Origin of the sequence: Pontimonas salivibrio (assembly GCF_002950575.1) — a bacterium.
Taxonomy (GTDB): domain Bacteria; phylum Actinomycetota; class Actinomycetes; order Actinomycetales; family Microbacteriaceae; genus Pontimonas; species Pontimonas salivibrio.
The window spans coordinates 540,015-557,837 of the sequence record NZ_CP026923.1 but is presented as its reverse complement, the minus strand read 5'-3'; the positions used below and the strand labels follow the sequence as shown (position 1 = coordinate 557,837).

Annotated in this window: 18 protein-coding genes and 1 pseudogene; 3 read left to right on the top strand and 16 right to left on the bottom strand. The window is 60.0% G+C overall.

The genetic code is table 11. The annotated features are described in order from the left end of the window. Positions 1-8 precede the first annotated feature (8 nt). The 5 genes and pseudogenes from trmD to ffh all read right to left on the bottom strand — a co-directional run bounded on the left by trmD (position 9) and on the right by ffh (position 3,854). A complete protein-coding gene (trmD, locus tag C3B54_RS02945) occupies positions 9-692 on the bottom strand; it encodes a tRNA (guanosine(37)-N1)-methyltransferase TrmD (protein ID WP_104914232.1) in 684 nt (227 codons plus the stop codon). Further along, positions 682-1,329, bottom strand: coding sequence for a ribosome maturation factor RimM (gene rimM, locus C3B54_RS02940; protein ID WP_104913168.1), 648 nt, complete (start codon positions 1,327-1,329; stop codon positions 682-684). Before rimM ends, trmD begins: the two co-directional genes overlap by 11 nt. Next, positions 1,329-1,565: an RNA-binding protein gene (locus C3B54_RS02935; protein ID WP_104913167.1), complete on the bottom strand. Its 237-nt coding sequence runs from the start codon at positions 1,563-1,565 to the stop codon at positions 1,329-1,331. Before C3B54_RS02935 ends, rimM begins: the two co-directional genes overlap by 1 nt. 180 nt (positions 1,566-1,745) lie before the next feature. Next, positions 1,746-2,201: pseudogene (gene rpsP / locus C3B54_RS02930) on the bottom strand (30S ribosomal protein S16); the annotation flags it as partial. A 168-nt stretch (positions 2,202-2,369) separates the two neighbouring features. Beyond that, positions 2,370-3,854 (bottom strand): signal recognition particle protein, encoded by a 1,485-nt coding sequence (gene ffh / locus C3B54_RS02925; protein WP_104913165.1) that lies wholly within the window; start codon positions 3,852-3,854, stop codon positions 2,370-2,372. A 58-nt stretch (positions 3,855-3,912) separates the two neighbouring features. Here ffh and C3B54_RS02920 point away from each other — a divergent pair, with 58 nt between their 5' ends. Further along, complete coding sequence (locus C3B54_RS02920; RefSeq protein ID WP_104913164.1) at positions 3,913-4,434, top strand: gamma carbonic anhydrase family protein; 522 nt, start codon at positions 3,913-3,915, stop codon at positions 4,432-4,434. On the opposite strand, the gene ftsY is transcribed toward C3B54_RS02920, so the two are convergent. The 9 genes from ftsY to C3B54_RS02880 form a co-directional block, all read right to left on the bottom strand. Continuing rightward, entirely contained in the window at positions 4,431-5,297 is an 867-nt protein-coding gene (ftsY, locus tag C3B54_RS02915; protein ID WP_425440309.1) for a signal recognition particle-docking protein FtsY, read from the bottom strand. The two genes, C3B54_RS02920 and ftsY, sit on opposite strands and share 4 nt — an antisense overlap. Positions 5,298-5,302: 5 nt before the next feature. Beyond that, positions 5,303-5,470 carry a hypothetical protein gene (locus tag C3B54_RS08805; protein WP_170006114.1) on the bottom strand — a complete coding sequence of 56 codons (168 nt, stop codon included), beginning with the start codon at positions 5,468-5,470 and terminating at the stop codon, positions 5,303-5,305. A gap of 47 nt (positions 5,471-5,517) precedes the next feature. Next, positions 5,518-9,117 (bottom strand): chromosome segregation protein SMC, encoded by a 3,600-nt coding sequence (gene smc, locus C3B54_RS02910; protein WP_104914230.1) that lies wholly within the window; start codon positions 9,115-9,117, stop codon positions 5,518-5,520. 54 nt (positions 9,118-9,171) lie between these two features. Beyond that, entirely contained in the window at positions 9,172-10,125 is a 954-nt protein-coding gene (gene mutM, locus C3B54_RS02905) for a bifunctional DNA-formamidopyrimidine glycosylase/DNA-(apurinic or apyrimidinic site) lyase (RefSeq protein WP_104913163.1), read from the bottom strand. Further along, positions 10,126-10,824: a ribonuclease III gene (rnc, locus tag C3B54_RS02900; RefSeq protein WP_104913162.1), complete on the bottom strand. Its 699-nt coding sequence runs from the start codon at positions 10,822-10,824 to the stop codon at positions 10,126-10,128. Positions 10,825-10,842: 18 nt separating this feature from the next. Continuing rightward, positions 10,843-11,046: a 50S ribosomal protein L32 gene (gene rpmF, locus C3B54_RS02895; protein WP_104913161.1), complete on the bottom strand. Its 204-nt coding sequence runs from the start codon at positions 11,044-11,046 to the stop codon at positions 10,843-10,845. A gap of 12 nt (positions 11,047-11,058) precedes the next feature. Continuing rightward, on the bottom strand, positions 11,059-11,607 hold the full coding sequence (locus tag C3B54_RS02890) for a YceD family protein (protein WP_245867987.1): 549 nt from the start codon (positions 11,605-11,607) through the stop codon (positions 11,059-11,061). A 97-nt stretch (positions 11,608-11,704) separates the two neighbouring features. Next, positions 11,705-12,196, bottom strand: coding sequence for a pantetheine-phosphate adenylyltransferase (gene coaD / locus C3B54_RS02885; RefSeq protein WP_104913160.1), 492 nt, complete (start codon positions 12,194-12,196; stop codon positions 11,705-11,707). Positions 12,197-12,238: 42 nt separating this feature from the next. Further along, entirely contained in the window at positions 12,239-14,434 is a 2,196-nt protein-coding gene (locus C3B54_RS02880; RefSeq protein WP_104913159.1) for an ATP-dependent DNA helicase RecG, read from the bottom strand. Positions 14,435-14,481: 47 nt separating this feature from the next. Here C3B54_RS02880 and rsmD point away from each other — a divergent pair, with 47 nt between their 5' ends. After that, complete coding sequence (gene rsmD / locus C3B54_RS02875) at positions 14,482-15,045, top strand: 16S rRNA (guanine(966)-N(2))-methyltransferase RsmD (protein ID WP_104913158.1); 564 nt, start codon at positions 14,482-14,484, stop codon at positions 15,043-15,045. Here the strand turns inward: rsmD and C3B54_RS02870 are convergent. Continuing rightward, on the bottom strand, positions 15,009-16,073 hold the full coding sequence (locus tag C3B54_RS02870) for a thiamine-phosphate kinase (protein WP_245867986.1): 1,065 nt from the start codon (positions 16,071-16,073) through the stop codon (positions 15,009-15,011). The two genes, rsmD and C3B54_RS02870, sit on opposite strands and share 37 nt — an antisense overlap. 23 nt (positions 16,074-16,096) lie before the next feature. Here C3B54_RS02870 and C3B54_RS02865 point away from each other — a divergent pair, with 23 nt between their 5' ends. Then, positions 16,097-16,570: a DUF3515 domain-containing protein gene (locus tag C3B54_RS02865; protein ID WP_104913157.1), complete on the top strand. Its 474-nt coding sequence runs from the start codon at positions 16,097-16,099 to the stop codon at positions 16,568-16,570. A gap of 99 nt (positions 16,571-16,669) precedes the next feature. On the opposite strand, the gene C3B54_RS02860 is transcribed toward C3B54_RS02865, so the two are convergent. Continuing rightward, positions 16,670-17,821 (bottom strand): D-alanine--D-alanine ligase family protein, encoded by a 1,152-nt coding sequence (locus C3B54_RS02860; RefSeq protein WP_104913156.1) that lies wholly within the window; start codon positions 17,819-17,821, stop codon positions 16,670-16,672. Positions 17,822-17,823: the final 2 nt, after the last annotated feature.

The window sequence follows — 17,823 nt, the reverse complement described above, 5'->3', positions numbered from 1 at the left end:
GGGCGCCGCTAGCTACCGGGCAACAAATCCGGTCGGTTGTGTGTCGTTCGAATAGTGGATTGTTCTGCCCGCCACCGCGCAATCTGATCGTGGTGGCCACTGAGGAGGACTTCTGGAACATCCAATCCCCGCCAGGTAGGGGGTTTGGTGTAGCTGGGGTATTCCACACCCGGTAACTGGTGGCTTTCTTCCACTAAAGATTCCGGATTTCCTAACACCCCGGGCACTAGTCGGACACTGGCTTCAATCATGGCCAGTGTTGCCACATCACCCCCGGCCAACACGTAATCGCCAATACTGAGCTCCCGCACATCAATACGGGGGCGGTAATACTCCACCACCCTCTGATCGATTCCCTCATAGCGCCCGCACGCAAAGATGAGGTGGGTGGAGTGCGCCAGCTCGGCGGCCACGGGTTGACTAAAGAGTTTTCCGGCTGGAGTGGGAACAATCAGGGTGGACTGGTCAGTTACTACCGCATCAATCGCTTGCCCCCACGGCTCTGGGGTCATCACCATTCCGGCGCCACCACCGTAAGGGGTGTCATCGACACTGCGGTGGCGGTCGCTCGTGAATTCCCGCAAATCGTGGATGGCGATCGTCACCAACCCTGACTGTTGGGCTTTGCCCATCAGCGACAACTGCAGGGGCGCAAAGTAGTCGGGGAAAATGGTGATGACGTCAATGCGCAAGGGCATCACCCGATTCACCGGAATCCGAATCACCACTGCCGGGCTCGTCACTGTCAGCGTCAGATAAACCGCCATCGAATAGGCCACCTGGCGGTGTCATCTCGATGTAGCCCTCTTCGGTGTTGACTTCTGGCACGAAGGCTCGAACAAAAGGCAGGAGGACCTCTTCTTGTTGCCCCGGCACCGCCACAGCGAGAAGGTCTTGTGCGGGCAGGTGATCCACCCGAACAATTTCACCTAAACGAGCGTCCCCGCGTCGCACCTCCAACCCCACCAGTTGGTGATCAAACCAGGCGTCGGATTCGGTCGAAACGGCATCGGGGTCTTGCTCAACCCACAAAATAGCGCGGACCAAAGTTTCCGCCCGATCGCGGTCATCAATCCCCTCGAAAAACACCACAGGCTGTGCGTTGTAAAAACGCAACCGGGACACCGTGAGTTTTTGGCCAAACCATTCCGAATCGGTCGGCACTTGAACACTCAAGATGGCACCGGGACTAAAGCGCCCCTCGGGGTCGTCGGTGTAGAGCTCCAGCTTCAGCCCGCCTTTAAGGCCGTGGGCTTTGAGTAACCGTGCGACCCGCAACTCCACGCGCTGGGGCTTTGGAGCCGGAAGGCCACCCTTCCGACTAGACATCAGGAGTCCTGATCGACCACGTCCACACGAACCCGACCGCCTTTAGCGAGCGCCCCAATGACAGCGCGAAGTGCTTTTGCGGTGCGACCGCCGCGACCGATGACTCGACCGAGGTCATCCGGGTGAACCCGGATTTCCAGAACATCGCCGCGGGGGCCTTCGACCGGCGTGACCGACACCTCGTCAGGGTGTTCCACAATTTCTTTGACGAGGTGGGTCAACGCACGGTCTAACATGCTCTACTCGGCCTTTTCAGCTTTGGCTTTGGCGTCGTCGCCTTCGGCAGCAGCTTCAGCGGGTGCCTCTTCGGCCGCAGCTTCAGCGGGTGCCTCTTCGGCCGCAGCTGCGGGAGCGTCCTCAGCGGGAGCTTCCTCGGCAGGCGCAGCGTCAGTAGCGGCCTCTTCAGTAGCGGGGGTCTCTTCCGCAGGGGTCTCTTCCGCAGGGGTGTCTTCGACCGGAGCAGCTTCGGCGGGGGCTTCGGCTACTGCCTCAGCGGGTGCTTCGGCCTTGGCCGGCTCAGTTTTGGCCTTCGGCTTCAAGACGGGCTTCTTCTTGGTGTCCGGGTTGAACTCAGGCTTGGGCTCTGGAGGCTGCACCATGTTCTTGGCACCCTTTTCACCCTTGAAGGTGCCCCAGTCGCCGGTGAGCTTCAAAATCGCCAACACCTGGGGGGTGGGCTGTGCTCCAACACCCAACCAGTAGAGGGCGCGCTCCGAGGTGACCTCGATCAGCGAAGGGTTCTCTGTCGGGTGGTATTTCCCGATCTCTTCAATGACGCGGCCATCGCGCTTTTTGCGCGAATCGGCCACAACAATGCGGTAGTAGGGCGCGTGGATTTTTCCCATGCGCTTCAGTCGAATCTTGACAGCCACGTTTCTCCAGTCGTGATGGGTATTGGTGCCAGGCTCGCAAAACCAGGTGGGGTCTGCTTGCGAGAAAGCGGTGGTCGGGCACTACCGACAGATAGAGGGTCGGACGGTGGTGTTACCAGCGTCCTATTCTGTCAGATTCCTTGGCCCCATGTGACCGTTACCGAAAAACTAGCCCGAAAGGCCGAAACTGGACCCGGGTGCTTCGGGAGGTTTGCCGCCTCGGAGCTGTTGGGCGCGGGTGGCCGGGTTACCCGAGCGTGCTTTAGGTTTTTTCGCTTTGCCTTTGCGTTTCGATTTGCCAGAGCCGCCTCCCGCACCGACCGGACCCATGCCCGGTATTTGGGGAACACCACCTTTGGCGACAGTTTTCATCATTTTTTGGGCCTGTTCGAAGCGTGCCATCAACTGGTTCACGTCGGTGACACTCACACCGGAACCCAGGGCGATGCGTTTGCGACGAGACGCGTTTAACAGTTTGGGGTTCACCCGCTCGGTCGGAGTCATCGACCGGATGATCGCTTCGGTGCGGGCAATATCTTTATCGTCGACGTTGTCCAGCTGCTCTTTCATGCCCCTGGCGCCCGGCAGCATGCCGATCATCGACTGGAGGGACCCCATTTTTTTGACCTGCTGGAGTTGGTCAAGAAAGTCATCGAGGGTGAACGTGTCGGAGAGGAACTTTTGTTCCATTTCCGCCCTAGATTCCTCATCGAAGGCCTTTTGGGCCTGTTCGATGAGTGTCATCACGTCACCCAGGTCGAGGATGCGCTTAGCCATCCGATCCGGGTGGAACACTTCGAAGTCGTCGAGCTTTTCACCCGTTGAGGCAAAGAGAATGTCGCGGTCGGTGATGCCCTTCACACTGAGGGCGGCACCACCTTTTTGGTCGCCGTCGAGTTTGGTGAGGACCACCCCAGTGAAGTCGACTCCGTCACCGAACGCTCTGGCTGTGTGAACAGCGTCTTGACCGATCATGGCGTCTAAGACAAAAAGCACTTCGTCGGGTGTGACCGCATCCCGAATGGCCCTCGCCTGCGCCATCATGTCCTCATCAACACCGGTACGACCCGCGGTGTCGACAATGACGACGTCGTGGAGTTTGTCGGTGGCGAAACGAAGAGAATCTTTCGCGACCTTCACCGGGTCGCCCACTCCGCTACCGGGTTCCGGGGCAAACACCGGAACCTCGACCTGGCCACCCACAATTTGCAGCTGGTCAACCGCACCGGGGCGTTGCAGGTCACAGGCCACCAACACGGGGGTGTGACCTTCGGCTTTCAAGTATTTGGCGAGTTTTCCCGCCAACGTCGTTTTACCGGCACCCTGCAGGCCGGCCAACATGATCACCGTGGGGGGAGTTTTCGAGAAAGTGAGCCCCCGGCCAGTGCCTCCGAGGATGGCTTCTAGCTCCTCCATCACAATGCTGACAACCTGTTGGGCGGGGTTTAGTGCCTTATTGACGTCATCACCCAGGGCGCGCTCCCGCACCGCCTGAGTGAACGATTTCACTACTTCGAGGGCGACGTCAGAATCGAGCAGGGCTCGACGTATTTCGCGGACCGTCTTATCAATATCGCTCGGTGACAGTCGACCTTTTGAGCGCAGCGAACGGAAGGTCTCGGTTAACCGATCGGAGAGGGAACCAAATGCCATGGTGGCTAAAGCCTAGCCGAGTGGCCCTCACAGGCCACCCGAGTCGTAGTCTGGTGGGGTGAGATATTCCTTTGACGACCACACCCCCCAGGTGGATCACTCCGCCTACGTGGCCGCGAGCGCAGACCTGATCGGTCGCGTCGTGATTGAACCAGACGCCTGTGTGCTCTTTCACGCGGTGCTGCGAGGTGACACCGAAATCATCACCCTCGGTCGGGGGTCCAACATTCAAGACGGGGTCGCCGTCCACGCCGACCCCGGTTACCCGGTCACTATTGGTGAGGGTGTCAGTGTGGGCCACAACGCGACGTTGCACGGCTGCACCATTGAAAATGATTGCCTGATTGGTATGGGCGCCACCGTGTTAAACGGTGCCGTAATCGGCACCGGGTCACTTGTTGCAGCAGGCGCGGTGGTGTTAGAAGGTCAAGTCATTCCGCCTGGGAGCCTGGTGGCGGGCCTTCCGGCCAAAGTCCGCCGCGAATTGGGTAGTGAAGAAATTGAGGCGATTCGCGCTAACGCCGCCCACTACAACCAGCTGCGCGTCTCTTACGCGAACCAGCACCCAAGTGGGGGTTAGTCGATTAATGCGGTGGCGAAGGCTTTGGCCGAAAAGCCTCGCAGGTTGTCGAGGCCTTCACCGTCGCCAATGAGTTTCACCGGCAACCCGGTGCGCTGTTGCACGGCGAGTACGAAACCTCCACGGGCTGAACCGTCCAGTTTGGTGAGCACCAAACCGGTCACCCCTGCGTGTTCTAAAAACAGCTCCGCCTGAGATAGGCCGTTTTGGCCGGTGGTCGCATCCAACACCAGCAACACTTCAGATACCGGCGTGAGCTTTTCCACCACGCGGCGCACTTTCCCCAACTCATCCATCAGGTCCGATTTGGTCTGGAGGCGACCAGCCGTGTCGATCAAGACCACATCAATGTGTTGCTCCATCGCGCGAGCGACTGCCTGGTAGGCGACAGATGCGGGATCTTGACCGTCTTTTTCGGGGGTGACAATCTGGGCATCCGCACGAGTGGCCCAGTGGCTCAGCTGATCGACAGCGGCCGCCCGAAATGTGTCGGCAGCCCCAATCAGCACACTGCGTCCGGCACTTCGCAAATATTTGGCGAACTTGCCAATCGTTGTGGTTTTGCCCACACCGTTTACTCCCACAATGAGCACCACAGCGGGTCGCTCCGTCAGGGTCAAGGTGGGGTCGTATTCGGCCAAGTGGGCTTCAATACGCTCTGCCAACAACGCCTTCACATCGCTGGGGCGAGTAAGCCCAATGCGCTCTGCTTCACTGCGCACTTCTGTCAACAATGCTTCGGTGTATTCCACACCGGCATCAGCCATCAACAGGGCATCTTCGAGGTCTTCCCAGGTGGACTCATCAAGAGTTTCTTGCTGCCACAACCCACGAAGGGCGCGGCCTAAAGACCAAGTGGCCACCGGGACTATTCGCCTTCTACCGGGGCGAGGGGCACCACGGGGGTGTCTGTGGAAGAGCTGACGGGCACTTCGGATCCGGCGATGATTGCCTGAGTGAAAATGGAGGCGCTGATGACTGCTGCTGCGGCAATGAGTGTCCAGCCAAAGGCCTGCTTGCGTCCCACACGCCACACACTACCGTGGGTGGGACGCTACCGGTAAGCCGCGTGTTGCGAGAGGCTTACGCGTTGGTGAGTGCTTCGTCTCGCACCCGCTGGCCCACCACAGCACTCACGCCGTCATCTCGCATCGATACCCCGTAAAGGGCGTCAGCGATTTCCATGGTCCGTTTTTGGTGGGTGATGATGATCAGCTGCGAATCTTTTCGCAGCGTCCCCATCACATCCAGCAGGCGGCCCAAGTTGGCGTCATCTAGTGCCGCCTCGATTTCATCGAGGATGTAGAAGGGGCTCGGGCGGGCAATAAAAATGGCGATCAACAGGGCGACGGCAGCCAGCGAACGCTCACCACCAGAGAGCAGAGATAATCTCTCAATGTTTTTGCCTCGAGGGCGGACCGACACCTCAACACCGGTGGTGAGTGGAGCGTCAGGGTCGGTCAAACTCAGTGCCCCTTGACCCCCGGGGAACAACACCGGGAACACTTCATCAAAGGCCGCTTTCGTGTCGGCAAAAGCCGCCATAAACACATCACGCATGGTGTCGTCAATGTCGTCAACAATGGACAACAAATCCCGCTTGGAGGCGTTCACATCCTCGAGCTGTTCCACCAAGTATTGGTGGCGTTTTTCCATCGCATCAAACTCTTCCAACGCGAGGGGGTTTACTCGCCCTAGAGCATCCAACTGTTTTTGTGCCCGCGCTAAACGCTTCTGCTGCTCAGCCCGATCAAAAGGCTTCGTGGCGGGGGTCCAAGCCACACCATCTTCAGCCCCAGCATCCTCTGCGCCACCATCTTCAGCGCGACTGTCCTCAGCGCTGTCGGTGGGGGCAGCATCTTCCTCTTCCCCTTCTTGGAGGGGCACGGGCTGGTCGGGGCCGTATTCGCTGATCAACACGTCAAGGCTCAAGCCCAGTTCATCGGTGGCCTTTTGGGTCAGTTGGCCCAGTTGCAGGTTTCGTTCATAGATGTGCATTTCGACCGAGTGCACACTGTCGGTGAGCGCGGTCAGGCGCTCCCGTAATTGCGCTTCGCGCTGTCGAAGCGCGGCCGCTTTTTCGTCACTGGAGGCCCGTGCTGCTTCCAGTTCGGCGACCCGCCGTGACGATTCCTCCACACTGGCCCTCGCCACCCGCACGAGCGCGGGAGTAATCGCGGCGACGCTGGTGGAGCGACGGTGTAGCTCACGTCTCGCGGCAGCACGGTGGGCTTCTTTTTCCCGCTGGTCTAGCCATGCCTGGTGGCGCTGCTGGAGGGCCACTACCTGGGATTCTTGGTAACCCACGTGGGAGCGTGCTGCTTCAACAGCCACCCGGGCATCCACTTCCCCCGCACGCGCCAGTTCAAGGGCTTCCGCGAGAGCAGCACGACCGGATTCATCGACCGCGACGATGGGCTCTGGCTCTGCCTCACTGTGTTGTCCCGCGTTGTCTAGTGCCTCAGCAGCCAGCGACTTGGCTGCTTCTGCCTGGTCGACTCGGGCTTGCGCCCGCTCCCGCTCGCCCCTGGCCGAATCTAAGGTGGCGGCCAAACTGGAAAGCGCTTCGCTGCGCGCTGCCCTACTGGCTTCAAATTCACGCACTTCGGCTAGGGCTCGCTTTGCTTCGGCTGAGGCCTGCGTGGCGTCGTGTTGTGCCTGTTCCAGTCGGCTGGCCGCCCGTTCCACCTCAGTGGAGACCCGCTGGAGTTCCGTGGTGGCTTGGTCGCGCTCTGCGGTTAACTCCACGGCGCTTTGTTGTGCGCCACTTCCGGCTTGCACCCTGGTTCCAGAAAACAGGTCACCCGCTTTGGTGACAATGACGACGTCGGCGGGCAGCTCCGGGTGACCCACCCAGTGGGTGTTGATTTCGTCTAAATCCTCGGCGATAAACACCCGGTGAAGAACCCTCATGAGTCCTTCTGGGCCATTGGCGACATCAGCGGCTGAAACTAAACCTTCCAACTCGACACGCTCCGAGGTGGCGTGTACTTCATCGACGACGAGGGACAGCCTCGCATCGTCGCGGCCGCTCACCCCGCGGGTGAGATCGAGGGCCGCCTGACGGGTGGACACGACCAGTGCGTCAGCTAGTACGCCGAGCGCACGGGCAATGGCTTTTTCGAAACCGGGATTAATGCTGATGAGGTCGGCAACGCGGCCACGAACACCTTCTAGCTGCTCCCCGGTGCCCGCTTGGTCACTCTCCAACGCGAGGCTCAGTGTGTGCACTGTGGCAGCGAGGGCATCTTTTTCTCGCTCCAACCGGTGCAGTTCATGACGCAGAGTGTCTACGTGTTCTTCGGCTTCTGCTTCACGCCGCCAGGCGTCTTGCAGTGCGCCCTCAGCGCTGTCAGTGGATGCTTCTCCTGAGTCGTCCCCGTCAACCTGTGCGTCGTGCCATTGGCGCTCCAATTCCGCAATGCGCTCATCGGCTAACACCACGGCCTCTTTCGCGACGGCAACATCGGCAGTGGCATTTTCTAGTCGAGAGTGAGCCACCGCGAGCGCTTCTTGGCGCTCCTGGTTTTTTCGCAACCAGGTGTCTCGAGCAGCGCGGGATTGCTGTAGCTGTGTGTCAAACGCTTCTAGGGCAGCGCGGGCACTAGCAGTGAGGGCCGCTTTATCGCCCAGTTCGACTTCGGCTGCGGCGAGCGCCTGACGGGCCGTATCGACTAACCCTTCGGCCTCGTCGCGTTCGTCATCACTCACCCCGGGACCAATATCGCTTGCTTCACTCTGCTCGGCCAACAAGCTGACCCGCTCGGCCGCGAGCGCGTGGAGGGAGTCGATACGCTCGGCGACCTGTCGAAGTGAACTATCCACGCCGCGGGCTTCGGCGACTCCTGTGCTGGCCCGCTGTGCCTCGAGGGAGGCGCTTTCTTCCACGACACGGTCTAGTTCGGTCTGAACCAGGGCACGCTCACTGGCACTGGCGCCTTCACTGGCCTGGTAGTCGGCCAGTTCCCGCTGGAGGGTGGCGACATCGTCGGCGAGGAGACGCGATTTGGCGTCGCGCACCGCCGATTGAATACTTTGGGCTTCTCTCGCGACGTCTGCTTGGCGACCCAGGGGTTTGAGTTGACGACGAATTTCGTTGACGAGGTCTTGGAGGCGGGTGAGGTTGCCATCCATGGCTTCTAGTTTGCGAACCGTTTTTTCTTTCCGGCGGCGGTGCTTGGTAATCCCCGCTGCTTCTTCGATGAAGCGCCTACGGTCATCGGCGGAGGCGTAGAGGACACGGTCGAGTTGGCCTTGGCCGACTATGACGTGCATTTCTCGACCGAGCCCCGTGTCGGACAGGAGCTCTTGAACATCTAACAACCTGGCCGATTCTCGGTTGATGGCGTATTCGCTGGAGCCGTTTCGAAACAGGGTGCGAGAAATGGTGACCTCGGAGTAATCAATGGGCAACACACCATCAGAGTTGTCGATGGTGAGGCTCACTTCAGCTCGACCCAGTGGTCCCCTCGATTGGGTGCCCGCGAAGATGACATCTTCCATGGACCCACCGCGGAGGCTTTTTGCCCCCTGCTCGCCCATCACCCATGCCAAAGCGTCGACGACGTTGGATTTTCCGGAACCGTTTGGCCCCACCACGCAGGTGACACCAGGCTCAAACTGAAGGGTGGTCGGTTCAGCGAACGACTTAAAGCCCTTAATGGTGAGGGACTTTAGGTGCACCAACACTCCTACGCTGTGGCGATACCCCGAGCTGTTGCCCAGGAATTCTTCTGGCTAACCTACCCGTTTACGCGGTGTCGGTTGGCATCTGGGGCACCGAAACGACGAGCGATTCATAAACGGTTCCCGCACAATAGTGCGACCGCATCGCCCGCACGGCGTGCCATCTTGGCCGTAGGCCGAAAGCGACTGGGAGAAATACCCGCTTTGGCCGTTGACGTTCACGTACTGCCAATCAAAACTGGTGCCTCCTTCGGCCAATGCGTCCTGAAATACCTTTCGCACATGACCCAAGAGTTCTACCGCTTTGGCGTGGCTCAACCTGGATGCCGGGTAGTCGTAGTGCAGGCGGCTTCGATAGAGCGCCTCATCGGCATAAATGTTTCCCACCCCACTGGTGAGGCGCTGATCGAGCAGTACCCGTTTAATGCCGGAAGACTTTTTACGTATCGCTCTGGCGAGGACGACATCATCGACAGCCGGGTCGAGGAGGTCTCGTCCAATGTGGTGAACCTGGGAGGGCAACCTCGAATCCTCACCCCCACAACCGGCAGGGACCGGAGTACCCGTGCTGGGGCTTTTCCCATCAGTCGCTTCGACCAGGCGGTCGATGGCGAGTGAACCAAAAAGCCGTTGGTCGACAAAACCCCAGGTGATCGATTGCCCCGATGGGCTACGAAGCTCGAGCGACACACGAAGCAGTGCCCCAAACTGGTCCGGGTGTTCGCCCAAGAGCACCTGACCGGACATCCCCAAATGGCACACCACCGCCTCATCGCCCGGCCGATCGGGCGATGAGGGATCAGATAGCGGCAACCACAAAAACTTTCCTCGACGAATCGCGCCGCGGAGTGTCCGACCGACCAGGCGGTGAGTGAAGTCTTCTGCGGGGCCGTCGTGTCGCTTCAGCGCACGCGGATCAAATACGCGCACATCCTCAATCTGCCAGCCGGTGGAATACGGCTCGATCCCTCGCCTGACCACCTCGACTTCGGGTAGTTCGGGCATTTAGGAGCCTCGAAGCGCACTCAGAGCGTTGCGGGCGGCATCAATTTCGGACAGCTTCTTACTGCTTCCCACCCCGCGACCGACGGGTCCGGGAGAGTGTTGCGGGTGGTCAATAAACACGTCGGCACTAAACGTTTTTTGGTGATCAGGCCCGTCCTCGCTCAACACGTAACGCGGGGGCGGCAGCGCCCGGGAGGCGGCGAGTTCTTGTAGCGCCGTTTTAGGATCCGCCGTCTCATCAAAAGTGCGGGGGTCTTTGATGGTCTCGCCCATTAAGCCGATGACGACGTCATCGGCAGCTTTATGGCCCTGTTCGATAAACACGGCCCCGATTACTGCTTCTAGTGCATCGGCCAGCAGGGACGGTTTGGTGCGCCCATCAGTACGCTCTTCGCCTCGACCGAGCAGAAGAAAATGTCCGAGGCCAATCTCGGTAGCAACCTTCGCGAGGGCGTGAGTGGAGACGACGGCCGCGCGGCGTTTGGCCAATTCGCCTTCTGGCAGCTCGGGGTAGTGCTGGTAGAGCAGTGCGGTCACCGATTGGCCCAACACCGCATCGCCCAAAAACTCAAGGCGCTCGTTGTCGGCACCACCGTTTTCGTAGGCGTAACTAGAATGCGTCAGGGCATGACGAAGTGCCTCGTCAGAGACGCTGACCCCTAATGCCCGGCGCAGGACGTCCCAGTCGGGAGGGCTCATTGTTGGCCCGCCGTCTTCTTAAGCGTCGGAGACGCGGCGACCCTTGTACTCCATGAACAGCGGAGTGCCGTTGGAGTCTTCCACGACGTGAGCGCGGTGGGGAAGGCGATACACGGTGCGCCCGTTCTCCACAACTTTCACCAGCGTGGGAATTTCCGTCTTCCACTGCGAGCGACGTGCGTGGGTGTTCGCGCGGGATTTTCTCCGCTTGGGTACAGCCATGATCTGCCTTCTTTACTCTCTCGAGGTGCCATTCTCGTTGGTTGTGGGGTCTTGGTCCATCAGTTCTCGCAACGCTTCCCAGCGAGGATCAAGCCGGTCTTCCGTGTTTTCCTGCCAGTCGTCCGGGCGTTTTTCTCCCGTTTCCGGATCCAGTCCGGGACAGTCAGGCGAACACATCGGCTGGAACGGTAGCTGCAGAACTACTTGGTCGCGAACGACAATGCCCAAGTCGATGGTCTCATCGACCACGGAGCTATCGTAGCCGTCCTGGTCAAAATACGCGAATAGCTCGGTGAAATCCGTTTCGATATCGAGCTCTACCGGATCTAAACACCGCACACACTGCGCCGCAGCGCGTGTGTGAATCTCGCCGGAGGCGAGGATTCCCTCATGCACGCTTTCGAGTTGGCCAGATATTTCCACACTGGCGCCTTCAGGAACTTGAGCGACCGATTCGCCCCACACTTCAGGGGTCGACACCCGAAGGTCAAGCTCCCGCATCGACCCGGGTTTCCCCATCAGATCGTGCACGGGGAGAACAAAAGCAGAGTGTTGGGCCACGAGGCCAAAGCCTACCGGTAGGTCGGCTCAAGATTTCTGTTGGCCACCACGGGTCAGCGAGCGGCCCTACCAGGATGCTCTGAAGCGGCTGGGTGACCTAGTCGGGAAGGCCGTTGGTGTCGATGAAATCTTTCACGACTTGTGGGACGTAGGGAGAAATATCGCCACCCAGGCGGGCGACTTGTCGCACCAGTGAGCTGGAGACGTGGCCGTGGGCAGGGTCGGGCATCAAGAACACGGTTTCGATATCGGCCAGTTTTCTATTCACAATGGCCATCGGGGTTTCATAGGACACGTCAGCGGGTGAGCGCACCCCTTTGACCAAGACTTTTGCTCCCACTTCGACGCAGTAGTCCACGAGCAGGCCCACACTCCAGGAGGTCACCGTCACTCCAGTGATTCCTGCCTGCCCCAGCGCCTTTTCGATTAACGCCACGCGTTGGGCGATCGGCAGCAGGGCCTTTTTGTCGGGGTTGTGCACCACGACGACGTGTAATTGGTCAAAAAGGCCCTGTGCGCGCCTAATCACATCGAGGTGGCCCAGGGTGACAGGGTCAAAGGAACCGGGAACAACAGCGATCGAGGTCACGCAGTAAGCGTAGCGAAGGGGTATTAACGACGTGTTACGCCACTAGCTACGATCCAAATATTCGGCATCAATTTCTGCCAAACGCTCAGACAGGGCACCGCGCAACCCCGGGTAGTCGGCCAAATCGGGCGAAAGCGCCAATATGGCTTTCGCATCGGCTCTCGCCGATTCAATTAATTCCCCGTCCACACTCACGCGCACCAGTTTCAACCCGGAGCGTCCCCCCGACTGGTTCGCCCCCAAGACGTCACCTTCGCGGCGCAGTTCCATATCAATGCGCGCCAATTCGAAACCGTCCGTGGTGGACGCCACGGCGTCCAATCGTTGCCTTGCCATCGACTCGGCCGGTTGGTGGGTCACCAATAAACACACGCCAGGCAGGCCCCCTCGACCGATGCGTCCGCGCAGTTGGTGTAGTTGGCTGATTCCAAACCGGTCAGCGTCCATCACGATCATCATCGTCGCCTGTGGAACATCGACACCGACTTCAATCACTGTGGTGGCCACCAACAAGTCGAGATCACCAGAGTGGAAAGCGGACATCACGTCCTCTTTTTCTTTACTGTCCAATCGGCCGTGGACAACACCAATATGTCTATTGCCCAACAGTTCATGCTCTTTCAGGGTGGCGGCGAGCTCGAGCACTGCCGTGAGCGGCCGGGCTGGCTCACCATCGGCCTGACCGTCTTCCACACCAGCCACCTGGTCGGGGTAGCCGGCACCATCGACGCCGTCGTCAACACCTTCTGTCACCCCGGTCTGGTCGATCGCCGGGGCCACCACAAACACTCGGTGTCCGGCCTCGATTTCTTCATCTGCTCGCTGCCAGACCCGGGAAAACCAAGCAGGGTTTTCCGCCAACGCCACCACGTGGGTGGTCACCGGTTGTCGACCGGCAGGCACCCCCCGAATGGTGGAAATGTCGACATCACCAAAGACGGTCATGGCGACTGTGCGGGGAATGGGGGTGGCGGTGAGGACCAACACGTGCGGGTTTGAGCCTTTATGGCGCAGCACATCGCGCTGGGTCACCCCAAAACGGTGTTGTTCGTCAACGACGACTAACCCCAAGTCGTGAAACTGGGTCGAGTCGCTCAGCAGGGCGTGGGTGCCCACCACAATGCGGGACTGACCGGAGGCAATCATGAGTTCTGCTTTTTTGCGCTCTTTAGCTCCTATCCCACCGGTGAGCAGAGTGGGGGCCAGTTCACTGGCGAGGTCTGGACCCAACGTGTTCACGATGGAGCGGAAATGCTGACTGGCAAGAACTTCCGTGGGGGCAAGCAGTGCCGACTGGCCGCCATCTTCAGCGACTTGAACAATCGCACCCAGTGCGACGACCGTTTTTCCAGAGCCCACTTCACCTTGAATGAGGCGGTGCATGGGAACTCCCGAGGCCAAGTCGGAGGCAATCTCAGTCGCCACCGCCTGCTGATCCTCGGTCAACGAAAACGGCAAACCTTCTCGAAAACGCCGACCCAAACCACCCGGTTCCCGAACAATCGTGCCCTTCGCTTCGGCCACCGCACGCTGTTGTAAGAGTGCGAGCTGCAACACCAACGCTTCGTGAAAGCGCAGGGTATCCCTGGCTTTTTGCCACTGGCTCTCCGATTCAGGCCGGTGAATGTGATTCAGTGCAACGCTTAAGTCCACCAACGTGTGGCGTGATTTCAGCTCGTCGGGAACCGGGTCGGCCACTTCTTCCAGCTGGTCCAAGACTGTCGCGATTGCTTTCTGGATCTGCCAACTAGCCAGTGTCGATGTGGCCGGGTAGATGGGGATTGGGGTTTGCGCCCACGCTTTCGAGCTTTCCTCGGTAGGGGGCGCATCGTCAAAAAGTTCATAGTCGGGGTGGGCGAGTTGTTTGCCACCACGGAAACTGCTGACCTTGCCGGCGAAAATGCCTCTCGCCCCGGGTCGTAAATCGCGGGCACGCCACGCTTGGTTGAAAAAGGTCAGGGTCACCACTCCGGTGCCATCGGTGATGACCACTTCCAGCAGGGAACCTTTTTTGTTTCGCATCAGCCGGTCAGTGACGGAGACCACTTCGGCGACCAGGCTCACCGGCTCCCCCAGGGCAATGCCCTGCAAGGACGTCAGTTCCCCCCTCGTGGCATAACGCCTGGGGTAGTGCTCCAGCAGTTGACCCACCGTGGTGTAACCGAACGCTTTTTTGAGGGCGCGCTGGGTGCGATCGCCCAACACCTGGGCTAATGCGCTCTCCCGGGTAATCGCCACACTTCGAGGCTACCCGCCTCCACCACACCACCCGGTAGCGTGTTCACATGGCGCGCATCATCGCCGGCGAAGCCGGATCGTTGCCACTAGAGGTCCCTCAAGGTCCGACTAGGCCCACCAGCGACCGAGTACGAGAAGCCATGTTCTCCGCCCTGGCCAGTCGCATCAATTTCACTGACCTCAAAGTGCTGGACTTATTTGCCGGGTCCGGCGCACTGGGGCTTGAAGCCCTCAGTCGCGGCGCGAGCACACTGATCGCGGTGGATTCGAATAGGGCTGCCTGCACAGCCATCAGAACCAACAGCCAGCGGCTAGAAAAAGCCCTCACCCGCCCTGTCAGTAGTGATGTGCGCTGCCGGAGCGTCAGTGCCGCACTGGCCACACTGCCGGGCGATGCCACCATCGACCTGGTCTTTATCGACCCACCCTACGAACAGCCCTCCGAAGAAATCATCGAGACTCTAGGGGCCCTCAAGCCACTGGTTAACCCCGAGGCGACGATTGTGGTGGAGCGCTCGACGCGCACCACCGAGCCTGATTGGCCTGAATGGCTGACACTGTTGGGCACCAAAACTTATGGCGACACCCGAGTATTCACACTGTCCCGGTAAGGGTCCCAACCACCACGCTCAATATCTGGTGCCACGCCGGAGACCGTCACCCGAGGAGTTGCCACGCCGTCAATACTCACACCGCCAGTACTGACCTCCCCCGTGCCCACAGCGTCTGCTGATGGCTCAAAGTCACGCACCACACCGACGGGGTGAAAACCCTCCGGCAGGGTGACCTCCGGGGGGAAGGTCGCCAAGAGCCCGTGATCTTCACCACCCATTAACCAGGCATCATCAACCACCGCATCACCATCAAAGTCGATGGCCACATCGCTGGCCTCTGCCAAACGGGTTGCATCGAGTACCAACCCGTCACTGACGTCCATCATCGCGGTCGCGTGCGCGGCGGCAGCAGCTGGCCCGTGATCCAGATCAATGCGTGGAGCGAGGTGGTGGAGCACTTCTGGTTGGCTTCGAAGCTCCGCCAACACTGACGGGTCGAGCACTCCCCCCGCCTGGGTGGTGTGTTCGTTCAGGATTCGAAACCCCCGCTCTGACACACCAGGCTCACCGGTCACCGCCACAACGTCGCCTGGACGGGCGCCTGATCGAAGCACCGGGTGAAGCCCAAAAAGTTGACCGAGCACGGTCACAGACAGGGTCAGTTGTGGGGCGGTGGAGAGATCACCACCCAACACCCCCGCCTCGGGGGCCATATCGGATAGGCCTTTAGCGACCCCCCGGGCGATGCCGACCAGGTCGGCCACGGGAGAATCCGGCGGAGCGGCGAGACCAATGATGACCCCCAGTGGTCTGGCGCCCATCGCCGAAATGTCGGCAAGATTGCTCGTCATGGCTTTATAGCCAATGTCTTCCGGGTGGGACCAATCCCGGCGAAAATCGGGCCCCTCAACCATCATGTCGCAGGTGGTGACCACCTCGGGTGCGTGTAACCCCACGACGGCAGAATCGTCCCCCGGTCCGACCGTCATCCCGCTCGCGCTTGGCAGCAGGGGCAAAATCCTGGCGAGCGTTCCCCGCTCACCCAGGTCGGCTACGGTCAGGGGTTTTTCCAAGTGCTCGGCCACACCCCCACGGTAGCCTGAAGGGGATGGGCAGATGGCGCACCGTGCTGACTTTCGCCGCCGTGGCGATGATGACACTTTCGGCGTGCGCTCCCACAGTGCGCCTACAACCGGCCCCAGAGGCCAACGCGGTCGAATGCGCCAACATGATGGTGCGCCTGCCCGATTCGATCGGTGAACTCGAGAGGCGAAGTGTGGACGCCCAATCGACAGCCGCCTACGGTGACCCGACGGCGGTGATCGTGCGCTGCGGTCTGCCACGGCCCGGGCCTTCTACATTGCCCTGTGCCACCGTCGACGGCGTGGATTGGTTAATTGATGACGGCGACCAACCGCGCTTTGTGTTCCTCAGCTACGGCCTCGCCCCCGCGACAGAAGTCATTGTCGACTCTGATCGGGTTTCCGGAACTGAGGCGCTCCAAGCCTTAAGCGGCGCCGTGGCCAGCCAATCGGCACCGGTCGGCGCATGCTTGGGCGCCGAAGACGTCTTCAGCGAGTAACGCTGCCCCCAGCCATCAACTGACCACATCCATCACCTGGCGACACCCATCACCTGACCACACCCACTACATAGTGGCGCGTGGCTGGGCGTTTATGGCTTAGGAGCCCATCCCGACAAGCTTGCCGGCAATACCACCAGCCGCTTTTAGGGCGATGCCCTGCGAGAAGCCTGCTTGTGGCCAACGAATACGCCGCTCCACGGCTTCTCGGAGGGCATCGGTGAGCACTTCAGCGGGCGGTCTGGTCGGTGACCACAAATACAGCGACAGTGCACCGGGAATGGTGTTCACCTCGTTGACATAGACACTGTCATCGGCTGGATCCCACAACAGGTCCACGCGGACAATGCCGGTAAGCCTGGTCACTTCGGCAACAGCTGTTGCTAATTCGACAGCGCGGGAAGCAACCACGTCGGGTACTTGGGCGGGGAACTCCCGGGGCGCGTGGGTGAGCCCCGCGCCGCCTTCACCTTGGAGGTATTTTTCCTGGTAGCTATAAACCCCACCAGCTCCAGAAGATTCTGCGTCTTTGTCTCCTCGAAGCGGGCGCTCAAGCGCAGTTAATTCGAGGGTGGGATAGGTGCGAAAGGAAATGTTCAGATCGACAATGTCGGCCCGGTAGGGCTCAATGACGGCACCGTTTTTCAGGTGCGGGCTCGAATCGGCCAATGCTCTAGCGGTATCGATGTCGTCCACGATTTCAATTCCGATGGAGGACCCCCCGAAACGGGGTTTCACAATGTAGGGGCCGGCGAACTCCGGCGTGCTGGTGTGGGATACGTGTTGGCGGGGCAAGCTCGGGATACCGGCATTAGCTAACAGGCCCGCGAAGGCGAGTTTGTCCATTCCCACCGCGCCCGCATACAAGCTGGAGCCCGTGTGCGGGATGCCCAAGAGTTCACACACAAAAGCAGCCCCGCCGCCTTCGCCGCCCCCACCGTGGAAACACAGCAGTGCGGCATCGACGTCAAGCCGCTTCGAGCCCATACCTTTTTTCAGGTAGAGGCCTGGTTGTCCGCCAAGGCGGACATCGAGTTCTTTGGAACCAGAAGGTGATCCTTCCAGGTAGTCCTTCGCTTCGGTGTTGTCAGGTACGAGAAGCCATTGACCGTTAGGGGCGACGTAGACCGGCTGAATGGTGTGTCCGGCACTTCTCAGGACACGTTCTGCTTGCAGCCCGGTCAGGATAGAAATTTCGTGTTCGGGACTTGGTCCACCGAAGATGACCGTCCAGGTGTTGTTCGCACTCATCG

What these genes read in the sequence shown, in the direction of transcription:
- rnc (WP_104913162.1), bottom strand. Translation starts at nt 10,824, where the DNA reads ATGAGCCCTCCCGACTGGGACGTCCTGCGCCGGGCATTAGGGGTCAGC.
- C3B54_RS02860 (WP_104913156.1), bottom strand. Translation starts at nt 17,821, where the DNA reads ATGAGTGCGAACAACACCTGGACGGTCATCTTCGGTGGACCAAGTCCC.
- mutM (WP_104913163.1), bottom strand. Translation starts at nt 10,125, where the DNA reads ATGCCCGAACTACCCGAAGTCGAGGTGGTCAGGCGAGGGATCGAGCCG.
- rimM (WP_104913168.1), bottom strand. Translation starts at nt 1,329, where the DNA reads ATGTCTAGTCGGAAGGGTGGCCTTCCGGCTCCAAAGCCCCAGCGCGTG.
- ffh (WP_104913165.1), bottom strand. Translation starts at nt 3,854, where the DNA reads ATGGCATTTGGTTCCCTCTCCGATCGGTTAACCGAGACCTTCCGTTCG.
- rpmF (WP_104913161.1), bottom strand. Translation starts at nt 11,046, where the DNA reads ATGGCTGTACCCAAGCGGAGAAAATCCCGCGCGAACACCCACGCACGT.
- C3B54_RS02865 (WP_104913157.1), top strand. Translation starts at nt 16,097, where the DNA reads ATGGGCAGATGGCGCACCGTGCTGACTTTCGCCGCCGTGGCGATGATG.
- rsmD (WP_104913158.1), top strand. Translation starts at nt 14,482, where the DNA reads ATGGCGCGCATCATCGCCGGCGAAGCCGGATCGTTGCCACTAGAGGTC.
- C3B54_RS02935 (WP_104913167.1), bottom strand. Translation starts at nt 1,565, where the DNA reads ATGTTAGACCGTGCGTTGACCCACCTCGTCAAAGAAATTGTGGAACAC.